Origin of the sequence: Chitinophaga eiseniae (genome assembly GCF_012641265.1) — a bacterium.
GTDB classification, from domain to species: Bacteria; Bacteroidota; Bacteroidia; order Chitinophagales; family Chitinophagaceae; genus Chitinophaga; species Chitinophaga eiseniae_A.
Map to the genome: position 1 here is coordinate 571,821 of NZ_JABAHZ010000001.1, position 15,360 is coordinate 587,180.

14 protein-coding genes are annotated in these 15,360 nt (G+C 49.1%); 13 read left to right on the forward strand and 1 reads right to left on the reverse strand.

Annotated elements, in window-relative coordinates; all coding sequences use genetic code 11:
• Positions 1 to 46: 46 nt before the first annotated feature.
• Complete coding sequence (locus HGH91_RS02205) at positions 47 to 1,054, reverse strand: lipid A deacylase LpxR family protein (RefSeq protein ID WP_168736819.1); 1,008 nt, start codon at positions 1,052 to 1,054, stop codon at positions 47 to 49.
• Between the two features lie 180 nt (positions 1,055 to 1,234).
• Between HGH91_RS02205 and HGH91_RS02210 the strand changes: the two genes are divergently transcribed.
• The 13 genes from HGH91_RS02210 (at position 1,235) to HGH91_RS02270 (ending at position 15,357) form a co-directional block, all read left to right on the forward strand.
• The gene (locus HGH91_RS02210) at positions 1,235 to 2,776 is read left to right on the forward strand and encodes a DUF4139 domain-containing protein (protein WP_168736820.1); all 1,542 of its coding nucleotides are present in this window, start codon (positions 1,235 to 1,237) and stop codon (positions 2,774 to 2,776) included.
• A 194-nt stretch (positions 2,777 to 2,970) separates the two neighbouring features.
• A complete protein-coding gene (locus HGH91_RS02215) occupies positions 2,971 to 3,789 on the forward strand; it encodes an HAD-IIA family hydrolase (protein ID WP_168736821.1) in 819 nt (272 codons plus the stop codon).
• A gap of 129 nt (positions 3,790 to 3,918) precedes the next feature.
• On the forward strand, positions 3,919 to 5,619 hold the full coding sequence (locus tag HGH91_RS02220; RefSeq protein ID WP_168736822.1) for a GMC oxidoreductase: 1,701 nt from the start codon (positions 3,919 to 3,921) through the stop codon (positions 5,617 to 5,619).
• Between the two features lie 96 nt (positions 5,620 to 5,715).
• Positions 5,716 to 7,173, forward strand: a complete 1,458-nt coding sequence (locus HGH91_RS02225) for an aminoacyl-histidine dipeptidase (protein ID WP_168736823.1) — start codon at positions 5,716 to 5,718, stop codon at positions 7,171 to 7,173.
• Positions 7,174 to 7,278: 105 nt separating this feature from the next.
• A complete protein-coding gene (locus tag HGH91_RS02230) occupies positions 7,279 to 7,854 on the forward strand; it encodes a TerD family protein (RefSeq protein ID WP_168736824.1) in 576 nt (191 codons plus the stop codon).
• 9 nt (positions 7,855 to 7,863) lie between these two features.
• Complete coding sequence (locus tag HGH91_RS02235; protein ID WP_168736825.1) at positions 7,864 to 8,547, forward strand: TerD family protein; 684 nt, start codon at positions 7,864 to 7,866, stop codon at positions 8,545 to 8,547.
• 48 nt (positions 8,548 to 8,595) lie between these two features.
• The gene (locus HGH91_RS02240) at positions 8,596 to 9,234 is read left to right on the forward strand and encodes a vWA domain-containing protein (RefSeq protein ID WP_168736826.1); all 639 of its coding nucleotides are present in this window, start codon (positions 8,596 to 8,598) and stop codon (positions 9,232 to 9,234) included.
• A 16-nt stretch (positions 9,235 to 9,250) separates the two neighbouring features.
• A complete protein-coding gene (locus tag HGH91_RS02245; protein ID WP_168736827.1) occupies positions 9,251 to 9,886 on the forward strand; it encodes a vWA domain-containing protein in 636 nt (211 codons plus the stop codon).
• A gap of 12 nt (positions 9,887 to 9,898) precedes the next feature.
• Positions 9,899 to 10,528 carry an AIM24 family protein gene (locus HGH91_RS02250; RefSeq protein WP_168736828.1) on the forward strand — a complete coding sequence of 210 codons (630 nt, stop codon included), beginning with the start codon at positions 9,899 to 9,901 and terminating at the stop codon, positions 10,526 to 10,528.
• Positions 10,528 to 11,583, forward strand: coding sequence for a TerY-C metal binding domain-containing protein (locus HGH91_RS02255; RefSeq protein ID WP_168736829.1), 1,056 nt, complete (start codon positions 10,528 to 10,530; stop codon positions 11,581 to 11,583). Before HGH91_RS02250 ends, HGH91_RS02255 begins: the two co-directional genes overlap by 1 nt.
• Before the next feature lie 12 nt (positions 11,584 to 11,595).
• Positions 11,596 to 12,996, forward strand: a complete 1,401-nt coding sequence (locus tag HGH91_RS02260) for a protein phosphatase 2C domain-containing protein (protein ID WP_168736830.1) — start codon at positions 11,596 to 11,598, stop codon at positions 12,994 to 12,996.
• A 27-nt stretch (positions 12,997 to 13,023) separates the two neighbouring features.
• Entirely contained in the window at positions 13,024 to 14,532 is a 1,509-nt protein-coding gene (locus HGH91_RS02265) for a helix-hairpin-helix domain-containing protein (RefSeq protein WP_168736831.1), read from the forward strand.
• A gap of 24 nt (positions 14,533 to 14,556) precedes the next feature.
• On the forward strand, positions 14,557 to 15,357 hold the full coding sequence (locus HGH91_RS02270) for a DUF475 domain-containing protein (RefSeq protein ID WP_168736832.1): 801 nt from the start codon (positions 14,557 to 14,559) through the stop codon (positions 15,355 to 15,357).
• The last annotated feature ends 3 nt before the right edge of the window (positions 15,358 to 15,360 follow it).

The window sequence follows — 15,360 nt, forward strand, 5'->3', positions numbered from 1 at the left end:
TCAAAGGTTTAGAAGTCGGTAAAATTGGTCAGAAAGTCGGTTGTTGTCACCATGCAATATACAGAGAAATATTGCCCGTCTCCACACTCGGTAGTCCCTTAATCATAGAAGAAACACTTTTCTGCGACAACGAGAAACCTACCTGGCGATAAACGGCTACTACGCCGTAGTCGATACCTCCCAGCAGCTTATGCATAGCAAAGGTGGAATGACCATCGGCCATTGTGCGGTGGGCCGACTCGCGGTTCGAAAACATACCGCCTTCTATCAGCGCGTTGGTCAGCATCAGCCGGGCGCTGGGCTGCACGGTAAAGTACAACTGCCAGTGTTGGGCATCCCCGGTATTAGTGGCGTATTGGGAGAGATAGCCATTGAAATAAGGCTGCATTTTACCGATCCTGATCAGCGAGTAAGCCGACAGGGTATTGAGCATAGTGCCGGCACATAACTCCGTGCCGCCTATTACTTCTATGAATCGTTTATAGCCGAACAACTGCTTCTCTGCAGCGATATTTAAATTGAGCAGTACATCGTTTTTGAGCTGGCTGCTCCAGCCTCTGGGCGTCTGGAAGCCGAGCAGGCGGTGCACCGTTGTTTGTGTTTCTTTGCCAAGCGCCCAGGGGCCCATAACGCCGGCTACCCAGGAAGTTTGAAGATTGTATTTGCGTACGGGATTAGCCGAATGCAGGCTGCGTATGATAAATAGTCCGGCCGAATAGGCATAGTCGCCAGGAGGCGGTACTTCCCGCTTAATGATCCGGGGAGTAAACATCGCCTGCATAAATCCCCAGCCATAGGTATTCACGCTCTCCTGGCCGGCCCGGGGCATCCAGCGGTCAGGTATAGTCCGGGGTAGTTTCCGGGGCATATAAAACAGGTCGAAACGGGTACCATTCGTGTACGCTTCATCGGTACCATTGCCGGTAATATTGATGCCGTCGTTATCGTCGTACAGCCGGAATAAATAACTATTGTCTTTCAATTGTGCGTTGGCGTTACCCCCTACTATCAGCAGGCAGCTGTATAGTAAAAGGGACAGGATCTTTTTGCTCATCTTGTGCTCTTCAGGACTCCTCAAATATCGTACTTCGGGAACAATAAATAAAGTGCTGTTTGTCGCCCATTTGAAAGTTGTTTGTCGTCGCTATACATAAAAACTCCTGGACTCGATTACTTGGCAAAGGCCGTGACCATTGGATTTTACCTATATTCACCGAAAATTTTTCTTATAAAGATGTACAAGATAGCATTTACCGCAGCCAGTTTGTTAGTGCTGCATACTGCCATGGCCCAGCAGGGAGTTCCCCCAAAGAAAGTAACCGTGTTTAAAAATGGCACCGCATTGATTGTTAACGAAGGCACGGTGCCGGTAAACGGAAAACTGGCCACCTTACCCGATCCCGGCGCCGTGTTGCTGGGAACCTACTGGATAGGCGCCCCCAAAGGTAACACCGTCAAAAGAGTAGATGTAAAAACAGATACCCTGAAAGTACAGGGCGCCATTGGTACTATTCCCCAGATGCTGATGGCCAACACCGGCAAAAAGGTAACACTGTCTTACATGGCAGGCGAACGGGGCGACCGCTCCATCACAGGTACTATCCTGTCGGTAAGTCCTGCGGCCAACCTGGTGCAGCTTAAAAAAGACGACAACAAAGTAACGGCCCTGCAAACATCGTCCATTTACCAGGTAGATATGGACAATAGCCCGCTGGCTTTCGCAAAAGACAGCATTGCACGGATGGTCGTCGTGGAACTGGAAAACAGCGTCAGGGAAACTGCATTGAAAGAGCTCTACATGCGGGATGGTTTGAACTGGACTCCTTCCTATCTGTTGAAAATAACAGATGATAAAACTGCTTACCTGGAAATGAAGGCCACCCTTACCAACCCCGGTAAACGTATGACCGATGTGGAAACTGAACTGGTAGTGGGTTCGCCGGTATTGTATTTCGGCGCACAACGCGATCCGATGAGTTTCGATTTTATGCAAATGGGAGTGGATGTTGCGACCGCGAAGTTTCATATGTCGCAGTTGAGCAATAACATCGTGATGACAGAAGCCCGTGGCGCAGTCGATGAAGCTGCAGCCCCGGATGACTTCTCCCGGGACGGCGAAAAGCAGGGCGATTTCTATATTTACAAATTAGGCAAAATATCGCTGCCTAAACAGGCTACGGCTACTTTTCCCATCTTCACCGGTACCATTGCCTGCAAAGAAAAATATAGCTGTACGATCCCCGACAACGTAGGTACTTACCAGTCGGGCGGTGATGAAAGTACTGAGGGCGGCGGATTTGCAGACGTATACCATGCGTACGAAATTAAAAATACACTAAACAAACCATTTACCACGGCGCCCATTATGCTCATGGATCAACAAGGCAACTTCCTCGCGCAAAACCAGTTGAAATACACGCCGGTAGGCGCCGATAATGCTATACAGATATCCAAAGCCATCGATATCACTTTACAGAACAAAGAGGAAGAAACCGGCCGCGTGGATAATTTCAAAAAGGTAGGTAAAGCCGTATATGGAAAAGTGACAGTAACCGGTACCGTGACAATTAATAATTTTCAACAGAAGGAGGTTACCGTGAATGTAAAGAAATGCGTGAATGGTACCGTAGACCCGTTGAGCGACGGTGGTAATGTAGTAAAACGTAAAACACAACAGGGAGATAAAAATCCTTATTCTGAAATGAACTGGCAGCTGGCACTGAAGGCGGGAGAGAAGAAAGTAGTGCGATATATCTACCAGGTGCTGGTTAATTAATTTTTTTAAAAAGTTGTTGCTTTCCTGGAATTTATCCTTATCTTTAGTGCAGATATCTGGTACTCCGGTATCTGCACTTCATACACCGCTTCATCATACACCGCTGTATCTACACAGCTTCCAGCCTTTATCCGTTCCATAGTTTTTATGATCGTTTTTATTGACCATTATACAATAATCAACATCTGAATGCTATGAAAAAAAAAGGATTTCTTATCGACATGGACGGCGTTATCTACAAGGGCAGTGAACCCATTCCAGGTGCCGTAGAATTTATTAATGGTCTGAGAGATCAAGGCCTGCCTTTCCTGTTCCTGACAAACAACAGTCAAAAGACCAGCCGCGATGTTTGTTACAAGCTGAATAAGATGGGATTCCGGGTAACGGATGCCGACATCTTTACCTGTGCCATGGCTACTGCGCGCTACCTCGCTTCCAAGAAGGAAAATGGCACCGCCTATGTTATCGGGGAAGGAGGACTGCTCACCGAATTATATAATGCGGGTTATTCTATTGTAGATGATCAGCCCGACTATGTAATTATCGGGGAAGGCAGAACGATCATGCTGGAGTCGGTAGACAAAGCGCTCAATATGATTATGAAAGGCGCTAAGCTGATAGCTACCAACCTCGATCCCAACTGCCCCATGGGTGATGGCAAATACCGCGCAGGATGTGGCGCCATGGTAGCCATGCTGGAAACGGCCAGTGGCATCAAAGCTTTCAGCGTAGGCAAGCCCAGCCCGGTGATGATGCGCATGGCCCGGAAAGCATTACAACTTACCACCGACGAAACGGTGATGATAGGCGATACCATGGGCACCGACATTTTAGGTGCAGGATCCATGGGCTTTACCACCATTCTTACGCTTTCAGGCGTAACCAAAGAAGAAGACCTTACGCATTTTGGTTATTCTCCAGATTTCATTATCAGGTCAATTAAAGACCTGCTGAATGAAGAGCTGTTTGCCCGGGTAGTGGGTAACACCGTGCTGACAGACGTCATGTATTAACAACTGAAACGACAGGCTGCCGTCCCCGCGCCTGCGGGGGCGGAGCGTCATTTTCCATCCGTACCAATTCTGTTTTGCTTTTCCTATTATTTCACTATTTTCCCGACAACCAATTCATATCTGTACGTTATGATCAATGTCAATGGAAAAGCAAAGGAACTAAATACCTATGATGCTATTGTAGTAGGATCGGGTATTTCGGGCGGATGGGCAGCAAAAGAATTATGTGAGAAAGGGCTGAAGGTATTGCTGCTTGAAAGAGGAAAACAACTGGAACACATTAAAGATTATACCACCGCTACCAAAGCGCCGTGGGAAGTTATGCACCGCGGCAAAATGCCGCTGGACAAGGAAAAAGACCATCCTTACCAGGTGCGCGACCGCCTGTATACCGAGTTCAATGCCGACTACTGGCTGAAAGACAGTGACAGTCCCTACAAAGAAGAAAAACGTTTCGACTGGATGCGCCCCGACATTGTTGGCGGTCGCTCCATCATGTGGGGCCGTGGATCGCTGCGGCTCAGCGATCTCGATTTTGAAGCCAACGCCAAAGATGGTATCGGTATCGACTGGCCCATACGTTACAAAGACCTGGCGCCCTGGTATGACCATGTGGAAGCCTTTGCAGGTATCAGCGGGCAAAAAGAAGGCATACCGCATTTACCGGATGGCGTATTTCAACCACCTATGGAAATGAATTGCTTTGAAAAGCAGGTGAAGGGCAGGATAGAAGCCTCGTTTCCGGGAAGGCATATGACCATTTTTCGTACGGCCAATCTCACGCAACCTATCGGCGACCGTGGAAAATGCCAGTACCGGGATCGCTGTAGCCGCGGATGTCCGTTTGGCGCCTATTTCAGCACACAATCTTCCACGTTGCCTGCTGCCATGAAAACGGGTAACCTCACCTTACATACCGACGCTATTGTAAACAGTATCATCTACGATGACGCAAAAGGAAAAGCAACCGGGGTACGGGTGATCGATAAACATACCAAAGAGATGACGGAATATTACGCCCGTATTCTCTTTCTCAATGCCTCTACACTGGGTAGCACCTTCCTGCTGATGAACTCCGTATCCAGCCGTTTCCCCAATGGATTGGGCAACGATAGTGGGGTATTGGGGCACTACCTGATGGACCATCATTTTCACGCAGGCGCCAGCGGTACCTCTGATGATTTTGCCGATAAATATTATTTCGGGCAACGTCCTGCCGGATTTTATATTCCCCGTTTCGCAAATGTAGGCGCCGATAAACGTGCTTATCTCCGTGGCTTTGGTTACACCGGCTATAGCAGTCGCAGTGGATGGGCGAGGGGCATTGCAGAACTGGGCATCGGTAATACCTTCAAAGACTATTTATCGGAACCCGGCCCCTGGCAAATGGGACTGATGGGCTTTGGCGAATGCCTGCCCTATGAAGAAAACCAGGTAACCCTCGATCACAGCATCAAAGACGCCTGGGGACAACCGGTACTGAAGTTCAATTGCGAATTCAAAGACAATGAACGAAAAATGCGCAAAGACATGGACCAGGAAGCGGTAGCCATGCTGGAAGCCGCAGGATTGAAAAATGTGCAACCATTCAACCGCGATTCCTATCCCGGTATGGCCATCCATGAAATGGGCACGGCCCGTATGGGAAAGGATCCCCGTACTTCTGTGCTGAATGAATGGAACCAGGTACACGCTGTGAAAAACGTGTTTGTCACAGACGGCGCCTGTATGACTTCTTCCGCCTGCCAGAATCCTTCCCTTACTTATATGGCTATCACGGCAAGAGCTGCCGATTATGCCGTGAAAGCCCTGAAGCGGCAGGACCTGTAACGCTTTTTTGATGGATTGGAAGGATTTGTATACATTGCCCCGGCGCAGATTGGCCGGCAATTATCTGCCACTGGTTTGCGCCTAACAATAAACAGCATGGAACTAAAAGATTTGTCGCCACAACCTTTGTGGAAATATTTTGCCGACCTCAATGCCGTGCCCAGGGCTTCTAAAAAGGAAGAGCGGGTCATCGCCTTCATCGAAGATTTTGGTAAAAGCCTGGGCCTCGATACCCGGAGAGATGCCACAGGTAATGTGGTGATCCGCAAACCAGCTACTCCGGGGATGGAAAACCGGCAAACGATGATACTACAGTCGCACCTGGATATGGTACACCAGAAAAATAACGATACCGTATTCAATTTCGATACCCAGGGCATCGATATGTATGTAGACGGCGACTGGGTGAAAGCCCGTGGCACTACGCTCGGCGCTGATAACGGCATCGGCGTGGCTGCGATTATGTCGGTGCTGGCCGATAAAACCATTGCGCATCCCGTACTGGAAGCCATGTTCACCATCGATGAAGAAACCGGGATGACGGGTGCCAAGCAACTCGACCCCTCCAATTTCTCCGGCACCATTTTACTAAACCTGGATACTGAGGAGGAAGATGAACTCACGATTGGTTGCGCCGGTGGACTCGATACCAATACCAAAGGGCTTTACCAGGAAGTGCCTGTACCTGCCCGTGCCGAGGGTTTCGACATCACCATCAAAGGCTTACTGGGTGGTCACTCCGGCATGGACATTCATAAAGGAAGAGGCAATGCCAATAAGCTGATGAATCGCCTGTTGTATAAAGCCAAACAGCTGTTCGATATACAGCTGGCCAGCCTGGATGGAGGTAGCCTGCGCAATGCTATTCCCCGTGAATCCACCGCTACCATCGTATTGCCGGAAGCGGATAGCCGTTCGTTCACCGCATTCGTAGAGGATTTTACAGCAACGCTCAAAGAAGAATACAAGGCGATAGAACCTGGGCTGGCAGTGGAGTTAACGCCAGTGGCGGCGCCGCCTGTGATAATGGATCCGGCCTATTTTATGCAATTACTGCGGGCTATATACGCTACCCACAACGGCGTATTCCGGATGAGTCCCGATATCGCCGACCTGGTGGAAGCCTCTTCCAACCTGGCCAGGGTCATCGCTAAGAATGGAGTTTTTGTTACGCAGTCGCTGCAGCGCAGCAGCGTAGCCAGCACCAAGGAAGATGTGGCCTTTGCGGTGCGTGCAGCATTCGAAAATATCCATGCAGAAGTAGTACAGGACGGAGAATATCCCGGCTGGCGGCCAGATGCCGATTCCGCCATATTGCGCCTCTTACTCGATTTGTATAAAGATCATTTTGAACATATGCCTAAAGTGGGCGCCTGCCATGCAGGACTGGAATGCGGTATTTTAGGTGCGCATTTCAAGGGCAAGCTCGACATGATATCTTTTGGCCCTACCATCCGCGGGGCGCATTCCCCGGATGAAAGGGTACAGATATCTTCTGTAGGCCGGTTCTATAATTATTTGTTGCATATCCTCCGGGAAATACCGGCGAAGTAGTTGTTAAAATAATTACAAATCAGGGTGTGTCAGGTAGCTGGTATACCCTGTCTCTTTTCTGATAAGATTATATAGTTTACCTTTCCTGAGATAAAATTCAGAACAATGGCGATTAACTTACAAAAAGGACAACGAATTGATATAGGCCTTTCCCGTATCAGTGTGGGTTTAGGCTGGCATCCCAACGAAGGCACCGGGGAAGCTTTTGACCTCGATGCATCTGCTTTTATGATTGATGAAAACAGATTAATTCTCCAGGAAGAATACTTTGTTTTCTATGGTAATACCGACTCACCCGATGGCGCTTTGCACCATACCGGCGATGACCCTACCGGTGGTAATAGCGCTGTGGGAGATGATGAAGTGATCCAGGTAGATCTCTCCAAAGTAAATCCTAAGGTAAAAGAAATCCTGTTTGTAGTAACAATCCATGACGCATTTAACCGCAAGCAAAACTACGGACAGGTGCGCGATTCCTATATCCGTATCGTAGACGATGCCAACGGGCAGGAAATCGCCAAATATGAACTGGGAGAAGATTTCTCGATTGAAACAGGCGTTGAATTCGGCCGACTGTACGTGAAAGATGGTAAGTGGAAATTTGAAGCTTCCGGCAAAGGTTATAAAGAAGACCTGGCGTTCTTCCTCTCCAAATATTTTAAAGGTCAGATCATTAAATAAACCTCACATATGGCTATTAATTTAGTGAAAGGTCAAACGATAGACCTTCGTAAAAACGACTCCGGAGAAGAGTTTGATCTATCTACCGTTACTATCGGGTTGGGCTGGGATGTAAGACAGAAAAAAAAGGATGATGGCTTTTTCGGCAAACTGTTTGGCGGTGCGCAGAAAGAAGAAGAATACGACCTGGATGCAGTAGCCTTGCTGCTCGACAATAATGGCAAAGTAGCGAACCTGGGCCGCACCGTGCAAACCCGCGATGGCAGAAGCATGGGCCTTTTTGAAGGAGACGTGGTGTTCTTCAATTCTATGAAACATCCATCCGGTCATATCTGGCTCACCGGTGATAACCGTACCGGCGCCGGCGATGGCGACGATGAGCAGATTATCATCAAGCTCAATGAACTGGATAACCGGTATCAGAAAATATTATTCATGGTCACCATCTACCAGGGCCGTCAGAATAATCAGCACTTTGGCATGATAGAGAACGCCTTTATCCGCGCGGTAGACAAAAAGGGGAAGGAGATTGCGAAGTTCAGCCTGTCGGGCGACAGCACCTATAACGGGATGTGCTCTATGACCTTTGCAGAGATCTATCGCAAAGACGGCGCCTGGAAATTCAGGGCCATTGGTACGCCACATCAATCTGATAGTTTTATTGATGAACTGAAGAAGTTGACCTATTCCTGATGTTAAACCGTTAACCCCTTTCTGTAGCAACACTTAATTCTGTATTGTATGAGAAGACTACCCGTGTATCTTTTGCTGGATACCTCCGGTTCTATGAGCGGAGAGCCTATAGAAGCCGTGAAAAATGGGGTGCAGGTAATGATCAGTTCATTGCGGCAAAACCCGCAGGCTATCGAAACCGCATTTATCAGTGTCATCACTTTTGATAGTACCGCCCGGCAGGCGGTACCACTTACCGACTTATCTTCCTTCCAGGTACCCGATATCCGCGCGTCCGGTACTACGGCTATGGGAGAGGCGCTGCAACTGCTGGCCAGCTGCATAGACCGGGAAGTGGCCCAAACTACCACCGAGCGGAAAGGTGACTGGAAGCCGCTGGTATTTATCATGACAGACGGAATCCCTACCGACAACTGGCAAAGCGGCCTGGCTGCCTATAAGCAACGTAAAACAGCATATACCGTGGCCTGTGCTGCCGGCAACGGCGCCGATTCCGCGGTGCTGAAACAGGTAACCGACAACGTGGTAAGGCTCGATACCGCCGACAGTCACAGCATCTCTAAATTTTTTGCCTGGGTAACCGCCTCTATCGGGGTCAGCTCTACGAAAATAGAACACTCCGGCAAAGAACTCACCGGCCTGGACGAACTACCACCCCCTCCGGCTGAATTGAACATTGTGGTATAAGCATTAAAATTTAACCATGCGAAGACTACCCGTATATTTTTTATTGGATACCTCGGGTTCTATGTTTGGAGAACCCATTCAGGCACTTAACAATGCACTGAGCGGCATGGTAAATACCCTCCGCATGGATGCACAGGCACTGGACTCCCTGTGGCTCAGTATCATCACGTTCGACCGGGATGTAAAAGAGCTCATGCCACTCACTGAATTAGTCAGCTTCCAGTTGCCCGAAATCACCTGTCCGCAAAGCGGCCCTACCCACACGGGCAGCGGCCTTGAATTCCTGCATGCCCGCGTAAGCGCCGACGTGCGTAAAGGAACGCCCACGCAGAAAGGCGACTGGCGCCCGTTGCTGTTTATTTTTACCGATGGTAAGCCTTCCGATCTGCAGCTATATCGCAGCATGATTCCAAAGGTAAAGGAACTGAACTTCGCTGCTATCGTAGGTTGTGCCGCCGGCAAAGCAGCCGACAATGAGATGCTGCGCGAACTGGCAGATACCGTTGTACACCTGGACACAGCCGACAGCGCCACCCTGAAACAGTTTTTTAAATGGGTATCCGACACCATAGAGCAAGGCAACAAAAGTATGGGCACTACCTCACAGGTAGTACTGCCACCACCTCCCCAGGAAGTGAATTTAATTATCTGATAACCCCCAGGCATGAACGTAAAATTGATAGGGCACGACTTTAAGTGCCTGCAGGTAGAGTTAGACCCACAGGAGAAATTCTATTGCGAAAAAGGTGCATTGATTTATTATGAGGAAGGTATCCAATCTACCATCAATGTATTTGATAAAGGAGTAGCCGGACTAATCAAGAGAAAGTTAACCGGCGAAAGCATTTTCCAGGTAGCGCTCAATAACGCCCATCCACAGCCAAGAAAGCTCGTGGTAGCCGGCAAAGTAGGGCTGTTGCCCATTAACCTGAAACAATTGTCGGGAGGCATTATCTGCCGCGCCGGTGTATATGTAGCCTCGTCCGATAAAGTAGATATTGATGTGAAAATGAACCTGACTTCCCTCATCGGCGGTACCGGTTTGATCATGCAAAAGTTGACCGGCTTTTGTACGGTGTTTATAGACGTGATAGGAACCCCTATCACGCTGGATCTGGCGGCAGGACAAACGGTGTTTGTAGATGAAAAAAGTTTCATCTGCATGCATGCAGACATGCAAAACCGGATGTCGTCGCACTTTTCAGGAAATAATATGTTGGGAGGAGAGGGACTTACCATGTTGAAGATCACCGGCCCCGGCACCGTTTACGTCACTTCTGTAAATTTTGGATAATGAGAAGACTACCAATTTACTTTTTGATAGATGTTTCTGAATCCATGGTGGGAGAACCCATCCAGCAGGTGGAAGAGGGATTGTCGACCGTCATCCAGGCATTGAAAGCAGATCCCTATGCCATTGAAACGGTGTGGGTATCTATCCTGGTGTTTGCCGGGCAAGCGAAAACGCTGGTGCCTTTACAGGAGATCATCCAATTTTATCCGCCCCGCTTTCCGGTAGGCGGCGGCACTTCCCTGAGCAGGGGGCTGGGACAACTGATGATGGAGCTCCGGAAAAACCAGGTGAAAACTACCTACGAGAAAAAAGGCGACTGGAAGCCAATCGTCTTTTTATTTACTGATGGGGTACCTACCGATGATACCCGCCCGGCTATTGCCGAGTGGAAACAAAACTGGCAACGCGCCGCCAATATGGTGGCGGTGTCTTTCGGTAATGAGGCCGACCTGAGTTTATTGAAGGAGTTGACCGAAAATGTATTGCATTTCAAAAATACCAGCGCCGCAGCTTATCAAGAATTCTTTAAATGGGTAACAGATTCCGTTAAAACCAGTAGCCAGAGCGTGGAAAACAACGCCTCGGGGTTTGAGCTGGCCCGTATACTGGAAGATGATACGCTCACCAAAGTAGATACTACCCAATCCCTGCCATCTATGCAGGGAGTGGACAGCAATTATGCCGTGGTAGCCGGCAAATGTCAAAATACCGGCCGCGCTTATTTGATGAAGTACCGCAGATCGGTAGAAGAAGCCGAAATTTATGGCCTGAGCCTGGATCGGTTGTCGTACCGTCTCGTAGGAGCGTTTCCGTTAGATGCATCGTACGATGAGCTGTCGGATCACAGCGGTGGCCCGGTACGCATCAATAGCGATGAGCTGATCGGTAATCCCACCTGTCCCTGTTGCGGCAATCAAACCGCTTTCGCTATGTGCGGTTGTGGTCAGATTCATTGTATCGGCACGGAAACGGTGAGCAGCTGCCCGGGTTGTGGTAGCCGCAACACCTACGGCATCAGCGATGGCGGGTTTGATGTAAACCGGGCCCAGGGCTAATATAAGCGTTGTATGGAAAAATCATTTATCCGGGCGCTCTTCCGCGCACAACAGATCGATATCAGTAACCGGGAGCAATTATTTGAGACCTTTGTACAAGAGGAAGAAAACCTGCACCGGGTAAAACAAATATTGGAAAATCAACAGTTCCTTATGGACACATGGCAGTTAAAAAGCAGGCTGGCGGATATTCAGCAACAAACCGTTGTGATTCCCAATGCCACCGTGGGTAAAGTATATGAAGCCAGGCTTGATTTCCAACAACTCAACTGGACGGATTTCACCACCTTTTCCATAACAGGACTGGAAGCCGTGGGTTTACAGTTCGATAGCATCGCCTCGGTGATCAGCGGCACACCCACCCAAAATGGCGACTGGCGGATAACGTTCAGTTACCGCCTCCAGGGCGAGCCGGAGGAAACGCCACTGCACGAAAAACTGGTGGCGCTTATTGTGAATCCCGACCCCAGGTCGCTGTGGAAGAATATCAGTAGCGATAGCACCGCGCCGTTCTGGCGAGAGGACAATGCGGCGGAATCGGCGGTATTGGGCGATAAACGACTGGTGGTGGCCTCGCGGCGGGGGCGTTCTCACGCCAATACCGGTGGGTTCCGGGACGATGATTTCGCATTCCGGCATTTCCCCGATACCGGCTGGACGGTGCTGGCGGTGTCTGATGGCGCCGGCAGCGCGGCACTGGCCCGGGAAGGTGCCCACATGGCCTGCGCCCATATCGTGGAATACTTTGAACAGCATTTTACCAATGCGGCACTGGCGCCGTTCGATGCCCTCCTGGCAGAACATGCCGCCAATCCCAGCGAAAAAACGGAAAAGCAACTCACCCGCTTCGTATACGACCAGCTGGGAAAAGCTGCCTTTACCACTCATAAAAAAATCGCGGAATTTGCGCATAACCAACAAGTTCCTGTTAAAGATTTTCATGCGACCCTTATATTTGCACTACTGAAAAAGTATCCTTGTGGCTATGTTATCATGAGTTTTGGGGTGGGCGACTGCCCCATTGGCTTGTTAAATAAGGATTTGTCGGCCATCACCCTGATGAACCGCCTGGATGTAGGGGAGTTTGGAGGAGGAACCAGGTTTATCACGATGCCGGAAATCTTTAAAAGTGATACATTTGCTACCCGCTTCGGTTTTAAGCTGGTGCCAGACTTTTCCTACCTGATGCTCATGACAGACGGTATTTACGATCCTAAGTTTGAAGTAGAAGCCAACCTGGAGAAAGTCAGTGCCTGGAATGCACTGCTGGCCGACCTGGGCGGAGATAATAAAGAGAATGCCATCGTAGAACTGGATACGTATCCTCCGGCCATAGCGCAACAGCTATCTGACTGGATGGACTTCTGGAGTCCCGGTAATCACGACGACCGGACTTTAATGATTATCAGTTAACCTACATGGGCCGGTAATGCAAGCTATATGAACACAAAAACAGTCACCTCCGTCATTCATACAGGGAAAACTTATCAATACGTTGATAACGGGCAACCTATGCGCGGCGGGATGAAAGACGTATACTTCAGCCCGGATAAATCCTATGTAGTGGCTTTTTACCGGGATATGCCCGATTATAACGCCAAAGAAAGGCTGAAAAAAATTGTGACCGACTATCACACCAGCTTTTTTAACCGCGAAGGCGGCAACTATTATAAGGACCTGTACTGCTGGCCTACCGACATGATCGCTACCGATAAGCAGGTAGGACTCATTGTTCCCTGCTATCCCGGCCATTTTTTCTTTAAGAAGGGATATGCCGCCAACGATCTTATCAAAGGGAAAGAGAAAGAAGGGAAGTGGTTTGCTTCTCCCAAATTCCGCAATAAGCAATTTGCCCTACGGCTCGATGAAACAGAACTGGGTAACTGGCTCAGCTATTACCAGGTATGCGTAAATATAGTCCGTGGCGTAAAGCGCTTGCATGCCGCAGGCCTCGCGCATTCAGATCTCTCCTATAAAAATGTGCTGGTAGACCCCGTTAGCAAATCTGCCGCCATTATTGATATCGACGGACTGGTGGTACCTGGCCTGTATCCGCCGGATGTTATCGGTACCGCCGATTTCATTGCGCCGGAAGTATTGGCTACCAAACACCTGGATGTGAAAGACCCGGGCAGGAAGCTGCCCAATCGCACTACCGACCTGCATGCGCTGGCAGTGATGATTTATATGTACCTCCTGTACCGCCATCCCCTCAAAGGTGGAAAAGTACACGACCTGGATACAGAAAAAGATGACCTGTTGTCGATGGGAGAAAAGGCGTTGTTTATAGAACACCCGGCAGATGCGTCTAACCGGCCCAAAGTGCAGCACCTTAATCCCAAAGAACTGCCCTGGGCAGATGTCACTAAAATACCATATACCATTACAGGCCCTTACCTGAAAGAGCTGTTTCACCAGGCATTCGTGACAGGATTACATGATCCCGCGCAGCGGCCACCCGCCGATATGTGGGAACAGGCGCTACTGAAAACGACCGACCTGATGCAGCCTTGCAGCAACCCGGTCTGCGAACAACAATGGTACGTGTTCGACAATACGGTTTCTCCCAAATGCCCGTTCTGCGGTACGCCGCATAAAGGCACCCTGCCAGTATTGGATCTCTATTACGAGTTTAAACCTACGGTGTGGAGGCCCGAAAATCACCGGTTGATGGTATACCATAACCAATACCTGTTTCAATGGCATGTGAACCGCAATGTGGTGCGCAATGAGCGGCTCAGCGCGGAACAAAAGGTGCCGGTGGGCTACTTTACTTTTTACCACGGCAAATGGGTACTGGTAAACCAGCAATTACCAACACTGAAAGACCTCACGGAAGACAAGGAGATCCCTGTTGGCAACATGGTGGAATTAACAGACGGGAAAAAACTGTTGTTGTCCCGGGAGGAGGGAGGACGAGTCGTAATTATTACAATGGCCAATCAATAAAACCTATATAAAAAACAAACAGCGATGAATGAATTAATCCAACACATTATTGACAATCCCATACCTTCCCTGATCATAGTAGGGAACCTTGTGATCATCGAAAGCCTGTTGTCAGTAGATAATGCAGCCGTATTAGCTACTATGGTAATGGATTTGCCGGAGAAACAACGTGACAGAGCCCTGAAATATGGTATTTTGGGCGCTTACCTGTTCCGCGGTTTAGCGATGCTGTTCGCTTCCTTCCTCATTAAAATCTGGTGGCTGAAACCATTGGGCGGTCTGTACCTGTTATACCTGGTATATGGCTGGTGGAGAGACAAAAAAGCAAAAGAGGCTTCCAATGGCGAAGAAGAGGAAGAAAGTATTGATAAATCTGAAAAATGGCTATATAAGGTAACTGTGGGCGCCATAGGGCCTTTCTGGGCCACTGTGGCCCTGGTAGAGCTCATGGATATGGCCTTTTCCATCGATAATATTTTTGCGGCGGTAGCCTTTACCGACAATATCATCCTGGTGTGCCTCGGTGTATTTATTGGTATCCTGGCCATGCGTTTTGTAGCGCAGGCCTTTGTAAAACTGATGACGAAATTTGCGTTCCTGGAAGCAGCCGCCTTTATTGTGATCGGCATCCTGGGTGTAAAACTGACCTTGTCTATCTACGAGCACTTCTTCCCGGAGTCAGGACTGACACACTTCCTGGAAAGTTCCCAGGCAGATATTATGACCTCTATCTTAACAGTGGGTATTTTTATCGTACCGATTATTACCTCAGCCCTGCTGAACGTGCCTAAGCGCAATACTTCCACTGAGCTGGAAAAGAAATAAAAC